Raw genomic sequence first — 15869 nt, 5'->3', positions numbered from 1 at the left:
CTTATTCCTGTTTAGATATTAAATAATCTATGTTTGATTGTGCTATAAATTGATTTTTATGGGCAGTAACGGTTGCTGTTTGAAGCATTAACAAATCTTGATTCATTCTTAGAATTTCTTCAAAATCGCTTCCAGAATTACTATAAGCCGCTATTAATAACGATATAGCTTGTTGGGTGCTTTCGGTTTGCTTTACGTATAATTCTTTTAATGTTTTCGCTTTTGAAACGTTATAGTTGGCCATACTATAATTAGTCTTTAATTTGTTTTTTATAGCTTGCTTCTCAAAAGTGGTCGCCTGCATCATGAAGTCGACTTCTTTTTGTTTTGCGTTGTATTTTTTTCTGAAAATTGGCAGTGTAACCGAAAGCATGGGCATAATAGCGTCTTGACCATTCATTTCTAAACCGGGCACATCGCGCTTCGATATAATAGAGTAATCTAAACCAAGTCCAATCATTGGATAACCTTCTTTTCTTTCCGCCTCTTTTTCAGCTTCTAAAGACAATAATTTTTTATCTAATCGTATTAATTTAGGATTGGAATTAAATAAACTATCTCTTTCTACGTGTACATTATTTTCAACAATGGACAGCGATTCGGGAATATTAATAAAGGCATCTAATTCGCGATTTAATAAACTGTTAAATTCAATTTGAAGTGGCTGGTTTTGATCTTTTAACAGTTGAATATTAGTGGCGCTTTCGTTTCGTTTAATATCAATTCTCACTACATCGACCATGGCCCCTTTTCCATTTTTAAATTTACTCAAGGCGAGTTCTCGATAATTATCTAAAATTTCAAGATTTTTTTCTTCAAGACGAATCATTTTATTGATCTCATATATTTCTGCATATGATTTTTTAACCATTAAAAAGACCTCATTTTTTGAGTCCAAATAATTCTGAAAAGTAGCCTCAGCCATTAAATTGGCTGCATTCTTTTTGGCTTCCAAAGTGCCAAACCAAGGAAACATTTGCATCAAACTAAAACGCGCTTCTTGGGCCCCTACTCTGGTTTCTATCATGCGCCCAAAAGCACTCATGGTTAAACTCGGATCAGGCAACGAACTTACTTGTGGTGCTTTTTGTAACGCTGCTTCAAACTCTGAATAGGCAGCCTTTATTTCAGGATTGTTCTGTGTAGCAATACCTAAATAATCATTTAATGTTTGACTATTTAAATTTGTAGCCCACAATATCGCTGCAAGAATTAAAAAATTCAAAATCTTATATTTATTATATTTTCTCATTATTGATTTCTTTTAATGACTGTTTCTCTCCAGAAGGCTTGCAATACTGGCACCACAAACATGGTCATAAGTTGAATAACCATGCCTCCAAATGTTGGAATTGCCATAGGTATCATAATATCAGCGCCTTTACCTGTTGAAGTCAATATAGGAAGTAACGCTATAATAGTTACAGCTGCTGTCATCATTGCGGGTCTTACACGCTTTTTTCCAGCTTCTAAAACGGCTTCTCTAACGCCTTCAATTGTTTTTGGTTGTCGTTCTTCAAATACTTGATGAATATAGGTTCCCATAATCACACCATCGTCTGTTGCAATACCAAATAAAGCAATAAAACCTACCCAAACTGCTACACTAAGATAGATAGGATGGATCTGAAATAAATGCCGCATGTTAACATCGGCTATTGAAAAATTCAAGAACCAATCTTGTCCGTAAAGCCATAACATAATAAACCCACCCGCGAAAGCCACAAACACACCCGAAAAATGTATTGACGATGCAATAACTGTTTTAAACTGAAAGTATAAAAGCAGAAATATCACAACCAAACTTATTGGAATGACGATTGCTAATTTTTTAACCGCACGAATTTGATTTTCATAACTGCCAGAAAATTTATAACTCACGCCTTTTGGAACTATTAATTCTCCTGCATCAATTTTATCCTTTATGTGTTTTTGGGAATCATTCACAACATCTACTTCAGCGAAGTTTTCTTTTTTATCGAACAACACATAGCCTACTAAAAAGGTTTCTTCACTTTTTATCATTTGGGGTCCGCGAACAAATTCAAGACTTACCAGTTCACCCAAAGGCACTTGAACACCCGTAGGGGTAGGTACTAATATTTTTTTGATTTTCTCCGGGTCATCTCTTAATTCTCTTGGATATCTAACGCGAACCGGATACCGTTCTCTGCCTTCAACTGTCGTTGTAATGTTCATACCGCCTACAGCAGTTTCAATAACTTGCTGAACTTTTTCAACACTTAATCCGTAACGAGCAATCGCAGAACGATTAATATTCAATTGTAAATAAGGTTTCCCAACAATCCTGTCGGCAAAAACTGCTTCCGCTTTTACAGAAGGCACTTGTCTTAAAATGGCTTCTAACTCTAATCCAAAATCTTGGATAGTTTCTAAATCTGGTCCGTACACTTTGATTCCCATGGGTGCCCGCATACCCGTTTGCAGCATGACCAAACGGGTTTCAATGGGTTGCAATTTTGGGGCTGAAGTAACTCCCGGTAGTTTAGAAACCTTAATTATTTCGTTCCAAATATCATCTGAACTTTTAATATGTGAACGCCAGTTTCTAAAAAATTCGCCATGATCATCTACTAATAAATCAGCTTCTTTTATGTTTTGAAGTAAGGCATCATCATTTGATAAAGAAGTACCGTTAGAAAGCACAAACATATCATCGTTATCAACCTTAAATCGTTTTGGTTTTCCATCATGGTTTACTATAAACTCTGGTTTATAATTAATGATGTTTTCAAACATGGAAATAGGCGCTGGATCTATGGCGCTCTCTACTCTACCTGCTTTTCCAACAGCTATATCAACTTCCGGAATACTTGCCAGCAACATGTCCAACTTCTGAACGGTGTTCTTAGTTTCTTCTATTCCTGCATGAGGCATAGATGTAGGCATTAATAAAAACGAGCCTTCATTTAAAGTAGGCATAAACTCAGATCCAATACCAGGAAATGTTTTAGAAATTGAAGACCAGACCTTGGTTTCTTTAATCTTCCAGCCCATTTTTTCCAAACCTTTAGAAGCAAAACCAAAGGTGCCATCAAATCCTATCCAAATGAAAACCCCAAACAATAAAGTAAAGAGCGGAATTAACATGAACTTTCCTTTATTATTTAAACACCATTTAAGCACGGGTTCATAAAAATGCACAATGGCTAGCAGTGCTCCTAAAATAACACCGATTAAAACCAGTACAAACAGATAGTTTACTAAAAGATTATTTTGCGGGCCTAATGGCAGCCATTCTTCCGCTAAAAAAAAAGTAGCAATAAACAAGATTAAACCTATATTTATATAGTTGGTCCTTTTACTGAACTGTATCGGTAATTTATGTTCAAACAAAGAATTTAACCCTAAAACACACAAAACTAATGGCAGCCAGATGTGCATATAAATAGCTAAAAGCAAACCACCAACAATGAGTATAATACCCCAAGTTCTTTTTACCTTCTTTTTATCATAATTAATACCAAAAACAACATGTGCTAAAGCTGGCAGCACTGCGATACCTAAAATAAAAGCCCCGATTAAGGCGAATGTTTTGGTAAAGGCCAGAGGTCTGAACAATTTTCCTTCGGCACCTACCATGGCGAATACTGGGATAAAACTTACCACTGTAGTAGCCAATGCAGTTGTTATGGCTGATGCTACTTCTTTTGTAGCATCATAAATAACGTTCATTAATTCTTTGCCTTTTACACCCTGGTTTTCTGGTATTTCTAAGTGCCTTATAATGTTTTCAACAAAAACAATTCCTATATCTACCATAACACCAATGGCAATTGCAATACCTGATAACGCAACCACATTGGCATCTACCCCTGCATAACGCATAATGATAAAAGTCATTAAAACACCAACGGGTAATAAACTAGAGATAATGAACGATGCTCGCAAATTCATCATAAGAACAAGCACTACAATGATACAGATGAGAACCTCATGAGACAGTGCCGTTTTTAAGGTGCTTATCGTTTCTTCAATAAGTTGCGTGCGGTCGTAAAAAGGAATGATGGTTAGTTGACTAATGGTTCCATCTGCCAATGTTTTTTTAGGTAGGCCCGATGAAAACTCATTTATTTTGGCTTTTACATTATTGATTACTTCTAACGGATTGGAGCCATATCGAGCCACAACCACACCGCCAACAACTTCGGCGCCACCTTTATCTAAAATACCTCTTCGGGTTTCTGGTCCTAAACTTACATTCGCTACATCTTTTATAAGTATTGGCTTATTATTATTAACACTTACTACAGTGTTTTCCAAATCTTGTGTAGATTTTATATACCCAAGACCACGAATAAAATACTCTGCTTTATTAATTTCAATGGTATTAGCTCCTATATCACGATTAGAATTTTTTATGGCCATCATAACCATATCAATGCCAATATTATAGGCTTTTAAAGCATCCGGATTGACATCTATTTGATACTCTTTTACATAACCGCCAACAGAGGCTACTTCTGAAACTCCAGACACCCCATTCAATGCATATTTTACGTAATAATCTTGCACCGAGCGCAATTCGTCTAAATCCCAGCCACCGGTCACATTTCCTTTTGGATCACGACCTTCTATGGTGTACCAATACACCTGTCCTAAGGCTGTGGCATCAGGACCCAATGTTGGTTTTGCGTCATCAGGCAATAAGTTTTCCGGTAAAGAATTTAACTTTTCTAAAACTCTGGACCGCGACCAATAAAAATCTACCTGTTCTTCAAAAATGATATAAATACTTGAAAAACCAAACATAGAGGTACTTCGAATAGATTTTACATTAGGAATCCCTAAAAGTGAGGTAGTAAGCGGATAGGTGATTTGATCTTCAATATCCTGAGGAGATCTTCCACCCCATTCTGTAAAAACGATCTGCTGGTTTTCACCTAAATCTGGAATTGCATCAACGGGTACAGGATCTTTTGGTATAAACCCCGTATTCCAATTAAATGGTGATGTGGATATACCCCAAAAAATAAACGTCATTAAAACAAGCGCTGTAATTAATTTATTCTCGAGAAAATATTTTATGATTTTATTTAACATGTAATTTGATTATTAAACCGTTAGACATTGGCATAATGAAAACACCGAATACATCAAATTATCCTAATAACATGACATTATTGGATAACCTAGTCTAAAGTTTAAAAATCAAATTAAATAAGTCTCATCAAGCTTATAAAGCTTTTTGACTATGAGGGGTGGTGGATATTCTAAAAATGAAATTATTGATTCACCTTCAGATTCAAAAAGTGACACATAGGTATATAATAATGAAGAGACAAAAAATTGCTTTTCAAAAGTAAGTTTATCAAAAGTTAGCTGCAACTCGTCTTGACCTTGAACGATAATCTGTTCTTCTTTACAACATCCTTTTTTAATGGTTGAACATTCTGAATTAGCTGCAGAATCTTCCATCTCCATGCCGCATCCTTTGGCTTTATGAAATATGGCTGTTTCAACTAAAATATCACCACAATAATGCATATCAATAGTAAATGACATGGTAGAAAATAACACTACCAATGACATTAACAAAGCCATTATTTTTTGGAATACAATTTTCATAAGTAACAAAAGTACAAAAAAATACTATGCTAACTTGATAATTATCAATATATTAACACTCAATGTTTTAATTTGTAATAATAAAACGCTGGCAATAAGACTAATAAGATAATTGGCTGAATTAAAAATCGTCTCATATTAAAAAACAAATAATAATGCTCTTGTTTAGGGTTCACCACAAAATAAAGATAAATCAAAATAAGCACTACAAAGGAAACTATGTAAATAAAGGTTGAAAATTTGACCATACTTTTATCCTTAAAAACCACATATATAATCCCTAATGATATGACTGTATTTAGCCAATACCTTAAACTCGTATAAGCAGTCAATTTAAAAACCTCTCTCCTGGGGCTATCAATGTATAAATAGTCATTTTTAAAAAAAGTCAGATAAGGATCATAAAATAATTCATTTTCAAAAACACGAATTAAAACCAGCATTCCAAACAATACAAAAAGCAATATGTATTTAGCAGTATTATTCATTTTTTTTAATCATGCTTGAAAAGCGGTTCACCCAAAATATCCAAAGTAAAAAAACCATACCGTATATTATCCCCGGAAATATAACAGTGTGTAAAATATCTTTTCTCCAAGGATAATGATATAACCCAATAGAGAGAATCACAATTCGACTTAAATTGACAACATATATCAAAACACTTCCAAACAACATGTATATGACAGTTGTTTTTGGTTTTCCTGAAAATGCCATTATAAATGACACAAAAAGAATAATAATACTTATTGAATTACAACCTTCAATGATTCTGGCAAGGTATTTACCATTAATGATTAATTTCATTGATGGTTCTTCTGTGTGGGGCTCCATATGTGCATCATAACCCATCACATTCAGGACATCTTCACTTTGTCTGGAAACTAAATTGGTTATATAATCAGGGTAGTAAACTGAGTCTTTTGAAAAATCTAAATAGAATTTATAACAAACAGATAATAAACCATAAACTATTATAAAGGTTAGAATAAATCTGATAACGGATTTATATTTTACAATTAAGGCCCTCAAAAATATATAAAGATTTATTAAATGTTAAATTCACAAATTGAATATCGAAGTTACGCCTTTTTAAATATTTTTACCAAAACTTTTTATATGATGATTTTTGATACTTTAAAACCACAAATTGAATTAATTATTTCAGAAGACCAAAAATCAGTCAATGACCATTTGCAAAACATTTGTGTCTTACTTGAAAAAAGGGTTCCTCATTATAATTGGGTAGGGTTTTATTTTAGAAACGGAAAAAAAGAAGAATTAGTTTTAGGTCCTTATGTTGGAGCACCAACAGATCATACGGTCATTCCTTTTGGAAAAGGCATTTGTGGTCAAGTAGCAGTGAGTAATAAAAATTTCGTAGTACCTGACGTCTCTGCGCAAGATAATTATATTGCTTGCAGTATCGCTGTAAAAGCTGAAATTGTCATCCCTATTTTTGTGAATGGAGAAAATATTGGACAAATAGATATCGACTCCAATACTCCAGACCCCTTTACACAAGAAGATGAACGTTTTTTAGAATTTGTATGTGCTAAGGTAGCTACAATTCTCCCTTAAATTATAATGGCTGTAAAAATTAGAAACCTGTTCTAATTGCTTCCACTGGGTCCAATTTAGCGGCAGACGTAGCAGGCAGTATTCCAGCGATTAACCCTATAATGGTAGAAACTGAAAAGCCTAATAACATATTTTTAAATGATAGTATAAATTTAAAATCATCTGCCATGGCAGATCCAATGAGGGTACCTATCCAAACTAAAAACAATCCAATTAAACCACCTATAACAGCCAAAATAACAGCTTCAAACAAAAATTGAAATAATATAAATCGGTTTTTGGCTCCCATGGCCTTTTGGATTCCTATTAAGTTCGTTCGTTCTTTTACGCTCACAAACATAATATTAGCAACCCCAAAACCTCCAACCAACAAAGAAAATCCGCTTATTATCCAACCTATAAGATTCATTGTTGAAATAATGCCATCTATTATATCGGTAAATCCCGAGAGCTTATTTATAAAAAAATTATCTATTTCATCTGGCTTCAAACCTCTATAACGTCTGTATTTTTGTCTTAAAACTTCTTCAAAAGCATTAATATCTATACCCTTTTCAGGTTTAATAATAATCATGGTCAGCACTCCTTTACTTCCTGTATTCATAAAACGTCTTGCAAAATTGGCTGGAACATAAGCCTTTTCATCTGGAGAATCCATATTGAGACCTCCATATTTATCCAGTACCCCAATAACAGTTAACTTTCTTCCGTAAATCCTAACAACCTTACCTACCGGTTCTTCATTTTCAAACAAATTTTTTGCCAAATTAAAACCAATTACAACAACCTGCGCTCCAGTATTTGATTCCGTTTCATTGTAAAAGCGTCCTTTGAATAGTTTTAAATTATCAATTTCATAAATTTCATTAGAAACTGGTGTTGTATTTATGTTTTCAAGAGTCCTGTCTTTGTAACGAATAGTCTGACCTCTTCCAAAAAGAGCAAATGCGCTAGCTTCAATTCCTGAAACATTTCTTCTTATAAATTCAAAATCGTCATTGCCTGTTTGCGGAAAATTTTCTCGCTGCCACCTAGGAACTGAAGTCGGACCAAAAGAAAATCGAGTCACATACATCGTGTTTTTATCAATTCCTGATAATTGACTTTGGATGCTCTGATCTAAGGAATCAACCGCTGCCAGAACCGCAATAATTGAAAAAATACCTACGGTGACACCGATAAGCGACAAAAATGTACGTAGTTTATTATTTCTTAATGCGCTTATTGCAAAGGAAAAACTCTCTTTGAAAAGACGTAAATAGAGCAGCATAAATTGATTTTTCTAGAATTCCATTCTGATATAAAGATATGACGTTTAATTAAATTATTCGTTACAATAATTGTAAACAAAACACATTTCTAACTTTTAATTTTGCTATAAATAGTTACTTTTGCTTTTTTAATATCCTACGTTTCAATATTTCAAGGGATTGAATTAAAAAAATTGCTTTTCTATTTACATAAAAGACTATAAACAACACAACAAAATGAGTAACCAAAAAACTATTAAATCAGCCCTAATATCTGTATTTAGTAAAGATGGATTAGAACCTATTGTTAGAAAATTAAATGAACAGGGTGTTATAATCTACTCCACTGGTGGGACCCAACAATTTATTAATAATTTAGGCATTAAAGTAATTCCTGTTGAAGACATAACCTCTTACCCGTCTATTCTTGGTGGTCGCGTAAAAACCTTGCATCCAAAGGTCTTTGGAGGCATTTTAAACCGTCAAAATAACGAAAAGGATATTGCGGAATTAGCAGAATTTGAAATTCCTCAAATTGACGCGGTAATTGTTGATTTATATCCTTTTGAAAAAACGGTAGCTTCTGGGGCCAGTGAACAAGATATTATTGAAAAAATTGATATTGGTGGCATCTCATTAATTCGTGCGGCAGCCAAAAATTATGCTGATGTAGTTTGTATCGCTTCTATGGATGACTATGCTGAATTTCTGAATTTAATTACAGGAAAAAAAGGCACGCTTTCTGAAAATGACAGAAAACGATTTGCTACTAAAGCTTTTAATGTGTCTTCTCATTATGATTCTGCCATTTTCAATTACTTCAACAAGAATCATGAAGAGGCTGTTTTAAAAATTAGCGAAACTCATGGTAAGGTTTTACGTTATGGTGAAAACCCACATCAAAAAGGGTTTTTCTTTGGAGATTTTGATGCGCTTTTCACTAAACTAAATGGCAAAGAATTAAGTTACAACAACTTGTTAGATGTTGATGCGGCCGTGAACCTCATGAATGAATTTAAGAATGATCCGCCTACATTTGCCATTTTAAAACATAATAATGCTTGTGGATTAGCGCAAAGAGCCACCATTAAACAAGCTTATACAGATGCTTTGGCAGCTGACCCCGTATCAGCTTTTGGAGGTGTTTTAATTAGTAATACTGAAATTGATAAAGAGACGGCTTTAGAAATACACAACTTGTTTTGTGAGGTCATAATTGCACCTTCTTATGCAGCGGATGCCTTAGAAATTTTACAAGGCAAAAAAAACAGAATCATCTTAATAATCCATGATATTGAATTACCAAAAACCAGCGTAAGAAGTTGTTTGAATGGAATTTTAGTGCAGGATAGAGATAACCTGACGGATGCCATTGAACAATTAACATATGTAACTAAAAATAAACCAACCAAAAATGAGTTAGACGATTTATTGTTTGCTTCAAAAATTTGTAAGCATACTAAATCAAATACCATCGTTTTAGCTAAAAACAAACAATTGTTAGCCAGTGGCACCGGACAAACAAGTCGTGTGGATGCCTTAAATCAAGCCATACATAAAGCACTCACTTTTAAATTTGATTTAAATGGTTCAGCCATGGCTAGTGACGCCTTTTTTCCATTCCCTGATTGTGTGGAGATTGCAAAAAATGCTGGCATTGGCTCTGTTATTCAACCTGGAGGCTCTATTAAAGACCAGTTAAGCATTGATTATTGCAATGAAAACGATGTGTCGATGGTGTTAACTGGAACGCGACATTTTAAACATTAACTATAAAATATCTAATAATATTATTTCTTTTATATAACTTAACTTTTATTACATTTACATCATTAGTTTACAAACCTTAAAATCACTTTCTGCACATGGGCTTTTTTGACTTCTTAACCGAAGAAATTGCAATAGACTTAGGTACTGCAAATACGTTAATTATACACAATGACAAAGTGGTTGTTGATGCTCCTTCAATAGTTGCTAGAGACAGGATTACTGGGAAAATAACACACGTTGGTCAAGAAGCTAGTTTAATGCAAGGTAAAACGCATGAAAACATTAAAACCATCAGACCATTGAAAGATGGCGTTATTGCCGATTTTGATGCTTCAGAGCAAATGATAAGTATGTTTATTAAAAACATTCCAGCCTTAAAAAAGAGGTTTTTTACACCTGCTTTAAGAATGGTTATCTGTATTCCTTCAGGAATAACTGAAGTCGAAATGCGTGCTGTTAAAGAAAGTGCAGAACGAGTAAACGGTAAAGAAGTATATTTAATTCATGAGCCGATGGCTGCTGCCATTGGTATTGGTGTTGACATCATGCAACCAAAAGGAAACATGATTGTAGATATAGGTGGTGGAACTACTGAAATTGCGGTAATTGCCTTAGGTGGCATTGTTTGTGATAAATCAGTTAAAATTGCCGGAGATGTGTTCACAAATGATATTGTATATTATATGAGAACTCAGCATAACCTTTATGTAGGCGAACGTACTGCTGAGAAAATCAAAATTCAAATAGGAGCGGCTACTGAAGACTTAGAACTTCCTCCAGATGACATGAGTGTTCAAGGTAGAGATTTACTTACTGGAAAACCAAAACAGGTTCAAATTTCATTTAGAGAAATTGCAAAAGCTTTGGACAAATCCATTCTTCGTATTGAAGATGCGGTAATGGAAACCTTATCTCAAACACCTCCAGAACTTGCTGCAGATATTTATAATACAGGCATTTATTTAGCAGGTGGTGGTTCTATGCTTCGAGGCTTAGATAAAAGATTGTCTCAAAAAACAGATCTACCAGTTTATATCGCTGAAGACCCCTTACGTGCAGTAGTAAGAGGTACTGGAATCACACTTAAAAACTTAGTTAAATACAAAAGTGTATTGATTAAATAGCCTTACAGATTTAGCATGCAACAGATTATAAATTTTATAATAAGAAACAAAACGTTTTTGTTATTCTTGTTGCTGTTTTCTATATCTCTTAGTTTCACCATTCAATCTCATTCTTATCATAAAAGCAAATTTATCAACTCAGCCAATTTCTTAACTGGCGGGGTTTATAATTACATCAGTAATGTGAACCGATATTTCAGTCTTAAAAAACAAAATGAAATCTTATCTCAAGAAAATAATCAATTAAAATCTATTCTTTACAATTCTAAAAACAGTAAAGAATCAGTCTACATTGATAGTTTATCCTTTAGCCATTCTTATAAGTTCACACCAGGCATTGTTTTAAAGAATAGCTACTCATCCACAAAAAATGTTTTGCTTTTAAACAAAGGAGTATCCGATAGCATTAAACAAGACTTTGGGGTTATCTCCTCCAAAGGTATTGTTGGAATTATTGATAATACCAGTAAACATTATTCAACCGTGTTATCTATTTTAAATACTTCAAGTAAAATTAGCGCTCAACTAAAAAAAACCAATCATTTCGGAACATTAACTTGGAATGGGGCTTCCCCTTTCTTTGTACAACTGGTAGATATACCAAAAATAGCTCCTGTTATAGTGGGCGATACAATTGTCACTTCTGGACGCTCATCAATTTTTCCAAAAGGTATCCCTGTAGGAACTATTCATGATTTTAAGCTTGATGTGGCTGAAAATTACTATGAAATAAACATCAAGTTATTTAATGACATGACCAATATTGAATATGTTTACGTTATTGAAAATATTGATGCTCTTGAAATTTCTAATCTATTAAAAAGTAGTAGTAATGAATAGTGCCATATATACAAATATCATGCGCTTCATTCTGCTAGCTGGTTTACAGGTTTTAGTTCTCAATCATATAAACTTTCTAGGATATATAAACCCTTATATTTACATCTTATTCATTATGTTGTTTCCTGTCAAAAACAACAGAACTTTATTTGTTTTTTTAAGTTTTTTATTAGGCCTGACCATTGACATATTTTCAGATTCTGGTGGCATTCATGCTGCCGCTTGTGTAAGTATTGCTTATGTAAGACCAGTTATACTAAAATTTTCTTTTGGAACAATTTATGAATATCAAACCATAAAATTTGATACCGTAGAATTCAGTTCAAAATTTACATTTATTGTAATTATGACGGTCATTCATCATTTAATATTGTTTTCATTAGAAATCTTTAACGCATCTAAAGTAATTTTAACATTTCAAAAAACGTTATTCTCCAGTATATTTACTATAATACTATGTATAATGATAACCATTATTTTTAGTAGAAAAACTAAATGAGAAAATTTTTACTCTTTCTAACTATAATCCTTGTAGGTTTTATATTTATTTTAAGGCTTTTTTATCTTCAGGTGTATCAATCACAAGACCATGATTTGTTTGAAGACAATGCCATAAGAAAAGTCTATGATTATCCAAAGCGTGGTTTTGTTTATGACAGAAACGGTGAGCTTTTGGTGGCCAATCAACCATCTTACGATGTCATGTTTATTCCACGAGAAGTTAAACCTTTAGATACACTTGAATTTTGCTCGCTATTAAATATTAATAAGGACCAATTTCTTGAAATATATAATAAAGCATATCATTATTCTCCTTGGCTTCCATCTGTTTTTATACCTCATCTTTCAAAAGAAGATTATGCCGTTTTACAGGAAAAAATGAGAAAATTTGAAGGCTTTTATATTCAAAAACGTTCATTACGACTCTATCAAACAAGTATAGGCGCCAATGTTTTAGGAGATATTGGAGAAGTTAATAATGCCATTATTGAAAAACAACCCTACTATAAAATGGGTGATTTAATTGGAAAGCAAGGTGTTGAGGCTTCTTATGAAGATATTTTACGCGGTGTTAAAGGGATTAAGTTCATTCAAAAAGACAGATTTAACAGAGATCTGGGCCCGTATAAAAATGGCATTTATGATACATTACCACAACCAGGAAAAGACATTACTATTACCATTGACGCAAAATTACAAGAGTATGGTGAATTGCTAATGAAAAATAAACGGGGTGGTATTATTGCCATTGAACCAAGTTCTGGAGAAATTTTAGCCATGATTTCGGCTCCAAGCTTTAATCCCAATTTATTAGTTGGCAGAAATAGGTCAAAAAACTATTCAAAAATGCATTATGATACCATTTCAAAACCTTTATATGACAGAAGTTTATTAGCGCAATATCCGCCTGGTTCACCATTTAAGGTTCTTAATGCACTCATAGGATTACAAGAAAAAGTGGTAACCACAGATGACAGATTTGGTTGTAGAATGGGATATTATCTTGGAAGCAGAAGATTAACTGGTTGCCATAGCCATTACGCGCCTTTAAGCATGAATGACGGTATTGCACAATCTTGTAACTCTTACTTCGCAAATGTGTATAGAAGGATCATTGATAAATATGATGATCCCGGAGAAGGCATGGATGTTTGGAGTAATCATGTAAAAAGTTTTGGATTAGGAAATTATTTGGGATATGATTTAAAAATTGGTAGTAAAGGCAGAATACCAGATGGCGCTTTTTATGACAAATGGTATGGAAAAGGCCGCTGGGTTTCAACCTATAATATTTCAAATGCCATAGGCCAAGGGGAAGTTGAAGCAACTCCCATTCAGTTGGCAAACATGGCTGCCGCTATAGGTAACAGAGGCTATTATTATACACCTCATATCATCAAACAAATTGAAGGAGAAACTATTGATAAAAACTATACAACCGCTAAACATACCACTATAGATAAAGAAAATTTTGAACCAGTTGTGCATGGTATGTTTGATGTTTATAACAAAGGAACAGCGGCCAGCCTTCAAGTGCCCGACATAGAAATTTGTGGTAAAACAGGTACCGCAGAAAATTTTATTAAGATAGATGGCGTTAAAACACAATTAACGGACCATTCTATTTTTGTTGCCTTTGCGCCAAAAGATAATCCAAAAATAGCTTTAGCTGTTTTTGTTGAAAACGGTTATTGGGGAAGCCGTTTTGCAGGCAAAATTGCTAGTTTAATGATTGAAAAATACATTAAAGGCTACATTACCAGAACCGATTTAGAAGATTGGATTCTAACTCATAGCTTGGAAGATGAATATGAAAAACCATATTCCGGGCAGCCATTTGGAATCAATAAAGCAAGTGCCTTACAAGTAATCCCTTTAGATGAGTCTTTAAGATCAAAAAAGGAACCTAATATCAAATAACAAATTAATGGTTAGAGAAACCCACAGATATTTTAAATTTGATTGGATTACAATCATTTTATTCCTTTTACTTGTCGGTTTTGGATGGTTGAATATATTATCAGCGTCACACACCGGAGAAACAATTGATTATTTAAATTTTGATGAGCCCTATGGAAAGCAACTTATGTTCGTCTTCCTGACTTTTGGTTTAATTGTAATCATACTATCAATAGATTCTAAGTTTTATGAACGCTTCTCAAGTATTATTTATATTATTTCAATGCTTTCATTGGTTGGACTATTTATCTTTGGAAAAAACGTTAATGGAGCCACCTCATGGTATGCCATTGGCGGTATGACAATTCAACCTAGTGAATTTGCCAAAGCCGCTACGGCTCTCGCCGTTGCAAAATACGTGAGTGATTTAAACACAGATATTAAAAAGTTTAAAGATCAAATTCAAACTTTTATTCTTATTGCTATTCCAGCTATTTTAGTTTTGCTGCAAAATGATGCAGGAAGTACTATAGTCTATGCGGCCTTCTTTTTTGTATTGTATAGAGAAGGATTACCTAAAATATATTTTACTATTGGGGTTGTTGTTGTGTTAATATCAGTCTTTTCCTTAAAATTCGGAACCATTATAACGTCTGTCATAGGCGGAGTAGTCATTTTTAGTAATCATTTTTTTACTAAAAAAAGACCCCATTTATTTCAACCTCTCTTAATTCTAATTGCCTGTATCATTCTATCGTCAGGTATAAAATTCTTTTATCAAAGTATCTTGCAACCACACCAGCAAGAACGTATAAGCCTATGGCTAAGACTTGAAAAAGACCCGTTAAAGCTGGAGAAAATGAAAAAGACTTTTGCCTATAATTTAAACGAATCTGAAAAAGCCATAAGTTCTGGTGGTGCAACAGGAAAAGGGTTTTTAGAAGGCACAAGAACCACCGGAAAATTTGTGCCAGAACAACATACAGATTATATATTTAGTACGGTTGGTGAAGAATGGGGCTTTTTAGGAAGCGCCTTGGTGGTCATAGTTTTTGTGTTGCTTTTAATACGGATTCTTCATTTAGCAGAATTACAAAAATCCCAATTCAGTAGGATGTATGGTTATGCCGTGGCGGCCATCATTTTTATGCACTTTATGATAAATATAGGCATGGTAATGGGATTAATTCCAACCATTGGAATTCCATTACCTTTATTTAGTTATGGTGGCTCAGGGCTTTGGGGGTTTACCATTTTACTGTTTATTTTCATTAAATTAGATTCTAACCGAATTAATGAATGGTAACTCAAACTG

General features: G+C 33.6%; 13 protein-coding genes. 7 read left to right on the top strand and 6 right to left on the bottom strand.

All coding sequences use genetic code 11. The annotated features are described in order from the left end of the window. Position 1: 1 nt before the first annotated feature. The 5 genes from V8G56_RS08405 to xrtF all read right to left on the bottom strand — a co-directional run bounded on the left by V8G56_RS08405 (position 2) and on the right by xrtF (position 6621). Positions 2-1252, bottom strand: coding sequence for a TolC family protein (locus tag V8G56_RS08405; RefSeq protein WP_395438000.1), 1251 nt, complete (start codon positions 1250-1252; stop codon positions 2-4). After that, positions 1252-5064 (bottom strand): efflux RND transporter permease subunit, encoded by a 3813-nt coding sequence (locus V8G56_RS08400; protein WP_395437999.1) that lies wholly within the window; start codon positions 5062-5064, stop codon positions 1252-1254. The genes V8G56_RS08405 and V8G56_RS08400 overlap by 1 nt, the downstream gene beginning before the upstream one ends. Positions 5065-5172: 108 nt before the next feature. Then, positions 5173-5589 (bottom strand): HYC_CC_PP family protein, encoded by a 417-nt coding sequence (locus V8G56_RS08395; protein WP_395437998.1) that lies wholly within the window; start codon positions 5587-5589, stop codon positions 5173-5175. 59 nt (positions 5590-5648) lie between these two features. Next, the gene (locus V8G56_RS08390) at positions 5649-6077 is read right to left on the bottom strand and encodes an exosortase F system-associated membrane protein (RefSeq protein ID WP_395437997.1); all 429 of its coding nucleotides are present in this window, start codon (positions 6075-6077) and stop codon (positions 5649-5651) included. Next, positions 6070-6621: an exosortase family protein XrtF gene (xrtF, locus tag V8G56_RS08385; RefSeq protein WP_395437996.1), complete on the bottom strand. Its 552-nt coding sequence runs from the start codon at positions 6619-6621 to the stop codon at positions 6070-6072. Before xrtF ends, V8G56_RS08390 begins: the two co-directional genes overlap by 8 nt. 90 nt (positions 6622-6711) lie before the next feature. Here xrtF and V8G56_RS08380 point away from each other — a divergent pair, with 90 nt between their 5' ends. Next, the gene (locus V8G56_RS08380; RefSeq protein ID WP_395438160.1) at positions 6712-7170 is read left to right on the top strand and encodes a GAF domain-containing protein; all 459 of its coding nucleotides are present in this window, start codon (positions 6712-6714) and stop codon (positions 7168-7170) included. Positions 7171-7189: 19 nt separating this feature from the next. Here V8G56_RS08380 and V8G56_RS08375 read toward each other — a convergent pair whose 3' ends face one another. Beyond that, complete coding sequence (locus V8G56_RS08375; protein WP_395437995.1) at positions 7190-8440, bottom strand: ABC transporter permease; 1251 nt, start codon at positions 8438-8440, stop codon at positions 7190-7192. A gap of 217 nt (positions 8441-8657) precedes the next feature. Between V8G56_RS08375 and purH the strand changes: the two genes are divergently transcribed. From purH to rodA, 6 genes are all read left to right on the top strand, one after another. Further along, positions 8658-10190: a bifunctional phosphoribosylaminoimidazolecarboxamide formyltransferase/IMP cyclohydrolase gene (gene purH / locus V8G56_RS08370; protein WP_395437994.1), complete on the top strand. Its 1533-nt coding sequence runs from the start codon at positions 8658-8660 to the stop codon at positions 10188-10190. Between the two features lie 95 nt (positions 10191-10285). After that, positions 10286-11314 (top strand): rod shape-determining protein, encoded by a 1029-nt coding sequence (locus tag V8G56_RS08365; RefSeq protein ID WP_331634009.1) that lies wholly within the window; start codon positions 10286-10288, stop codon positions 11312-11314. 15 nt (positions 11315-11329) lie between these two features. Further along, positions 11330-12154: a rod shape-determining protein MreC gene (gene mreC / locus V8G56_RS08360; protein ID WP_395437993.1), complete on the top strand. Its 825-nt coding sequence runs from the start codon at positions 11330-11332 to the stop codon at positions 12152-12154. Continuing rightward, positions 12147-12653 (top strand): rod shape-determining protein MreD, encoded by a 507-nt coding sequence (locus V8G56_RS08355; RefSeq protein ID WP_395437992.1) that lies wholly within the window; start codon positions 12147-12149, stop codon positions 12651-12653. Before mreC ends, V8G56_RS08355 begins: the two co-directional genes overlap by 8 nt. Next, positions 12650-14575, top strand: a complete 1926-nt coding sequence (mrdA, locus tag V8G56_RS08350; RefSeq protein WP_395437991.1) for a penicillin-binding protein 2 — start codon at positions 12650-12652, stop codon at positions 14573-14575. The genes V8G56_RS08355 and mrdA overlap by 4 nt, the downstream gene beginning before the upstream one ends. Before the next feature lie 7 nt (positions 14576-14582). Continuing rightward, a complete protein-coding gene (gene rodA / locus V8G56_RS08345) occupies positions 14583-15860 on the top strand; it encodes a rod shape-determining protein RodA (RefSeq protein ID WP_395437990.1) in 1278 nt (425 codons plus the stop codon). Positions 15861-15869: the final 9 nt, after the last annotated feature.

The organism is Gaetbulibacter aquiaggeris (genome assembly GCF_044003965.1).
GTDB lineage: Bacteria > Bacteroidota > Bacteroidia > Flavobacteriales > Flavobacteriaceae > Yeosuana > Yeosuana aquiaggeris.
The sequence above is the reverse complement of the archived record's forward strand: the minus strand, read 5'-3'. Positions and strand labels throughout refer to the sequence as shown.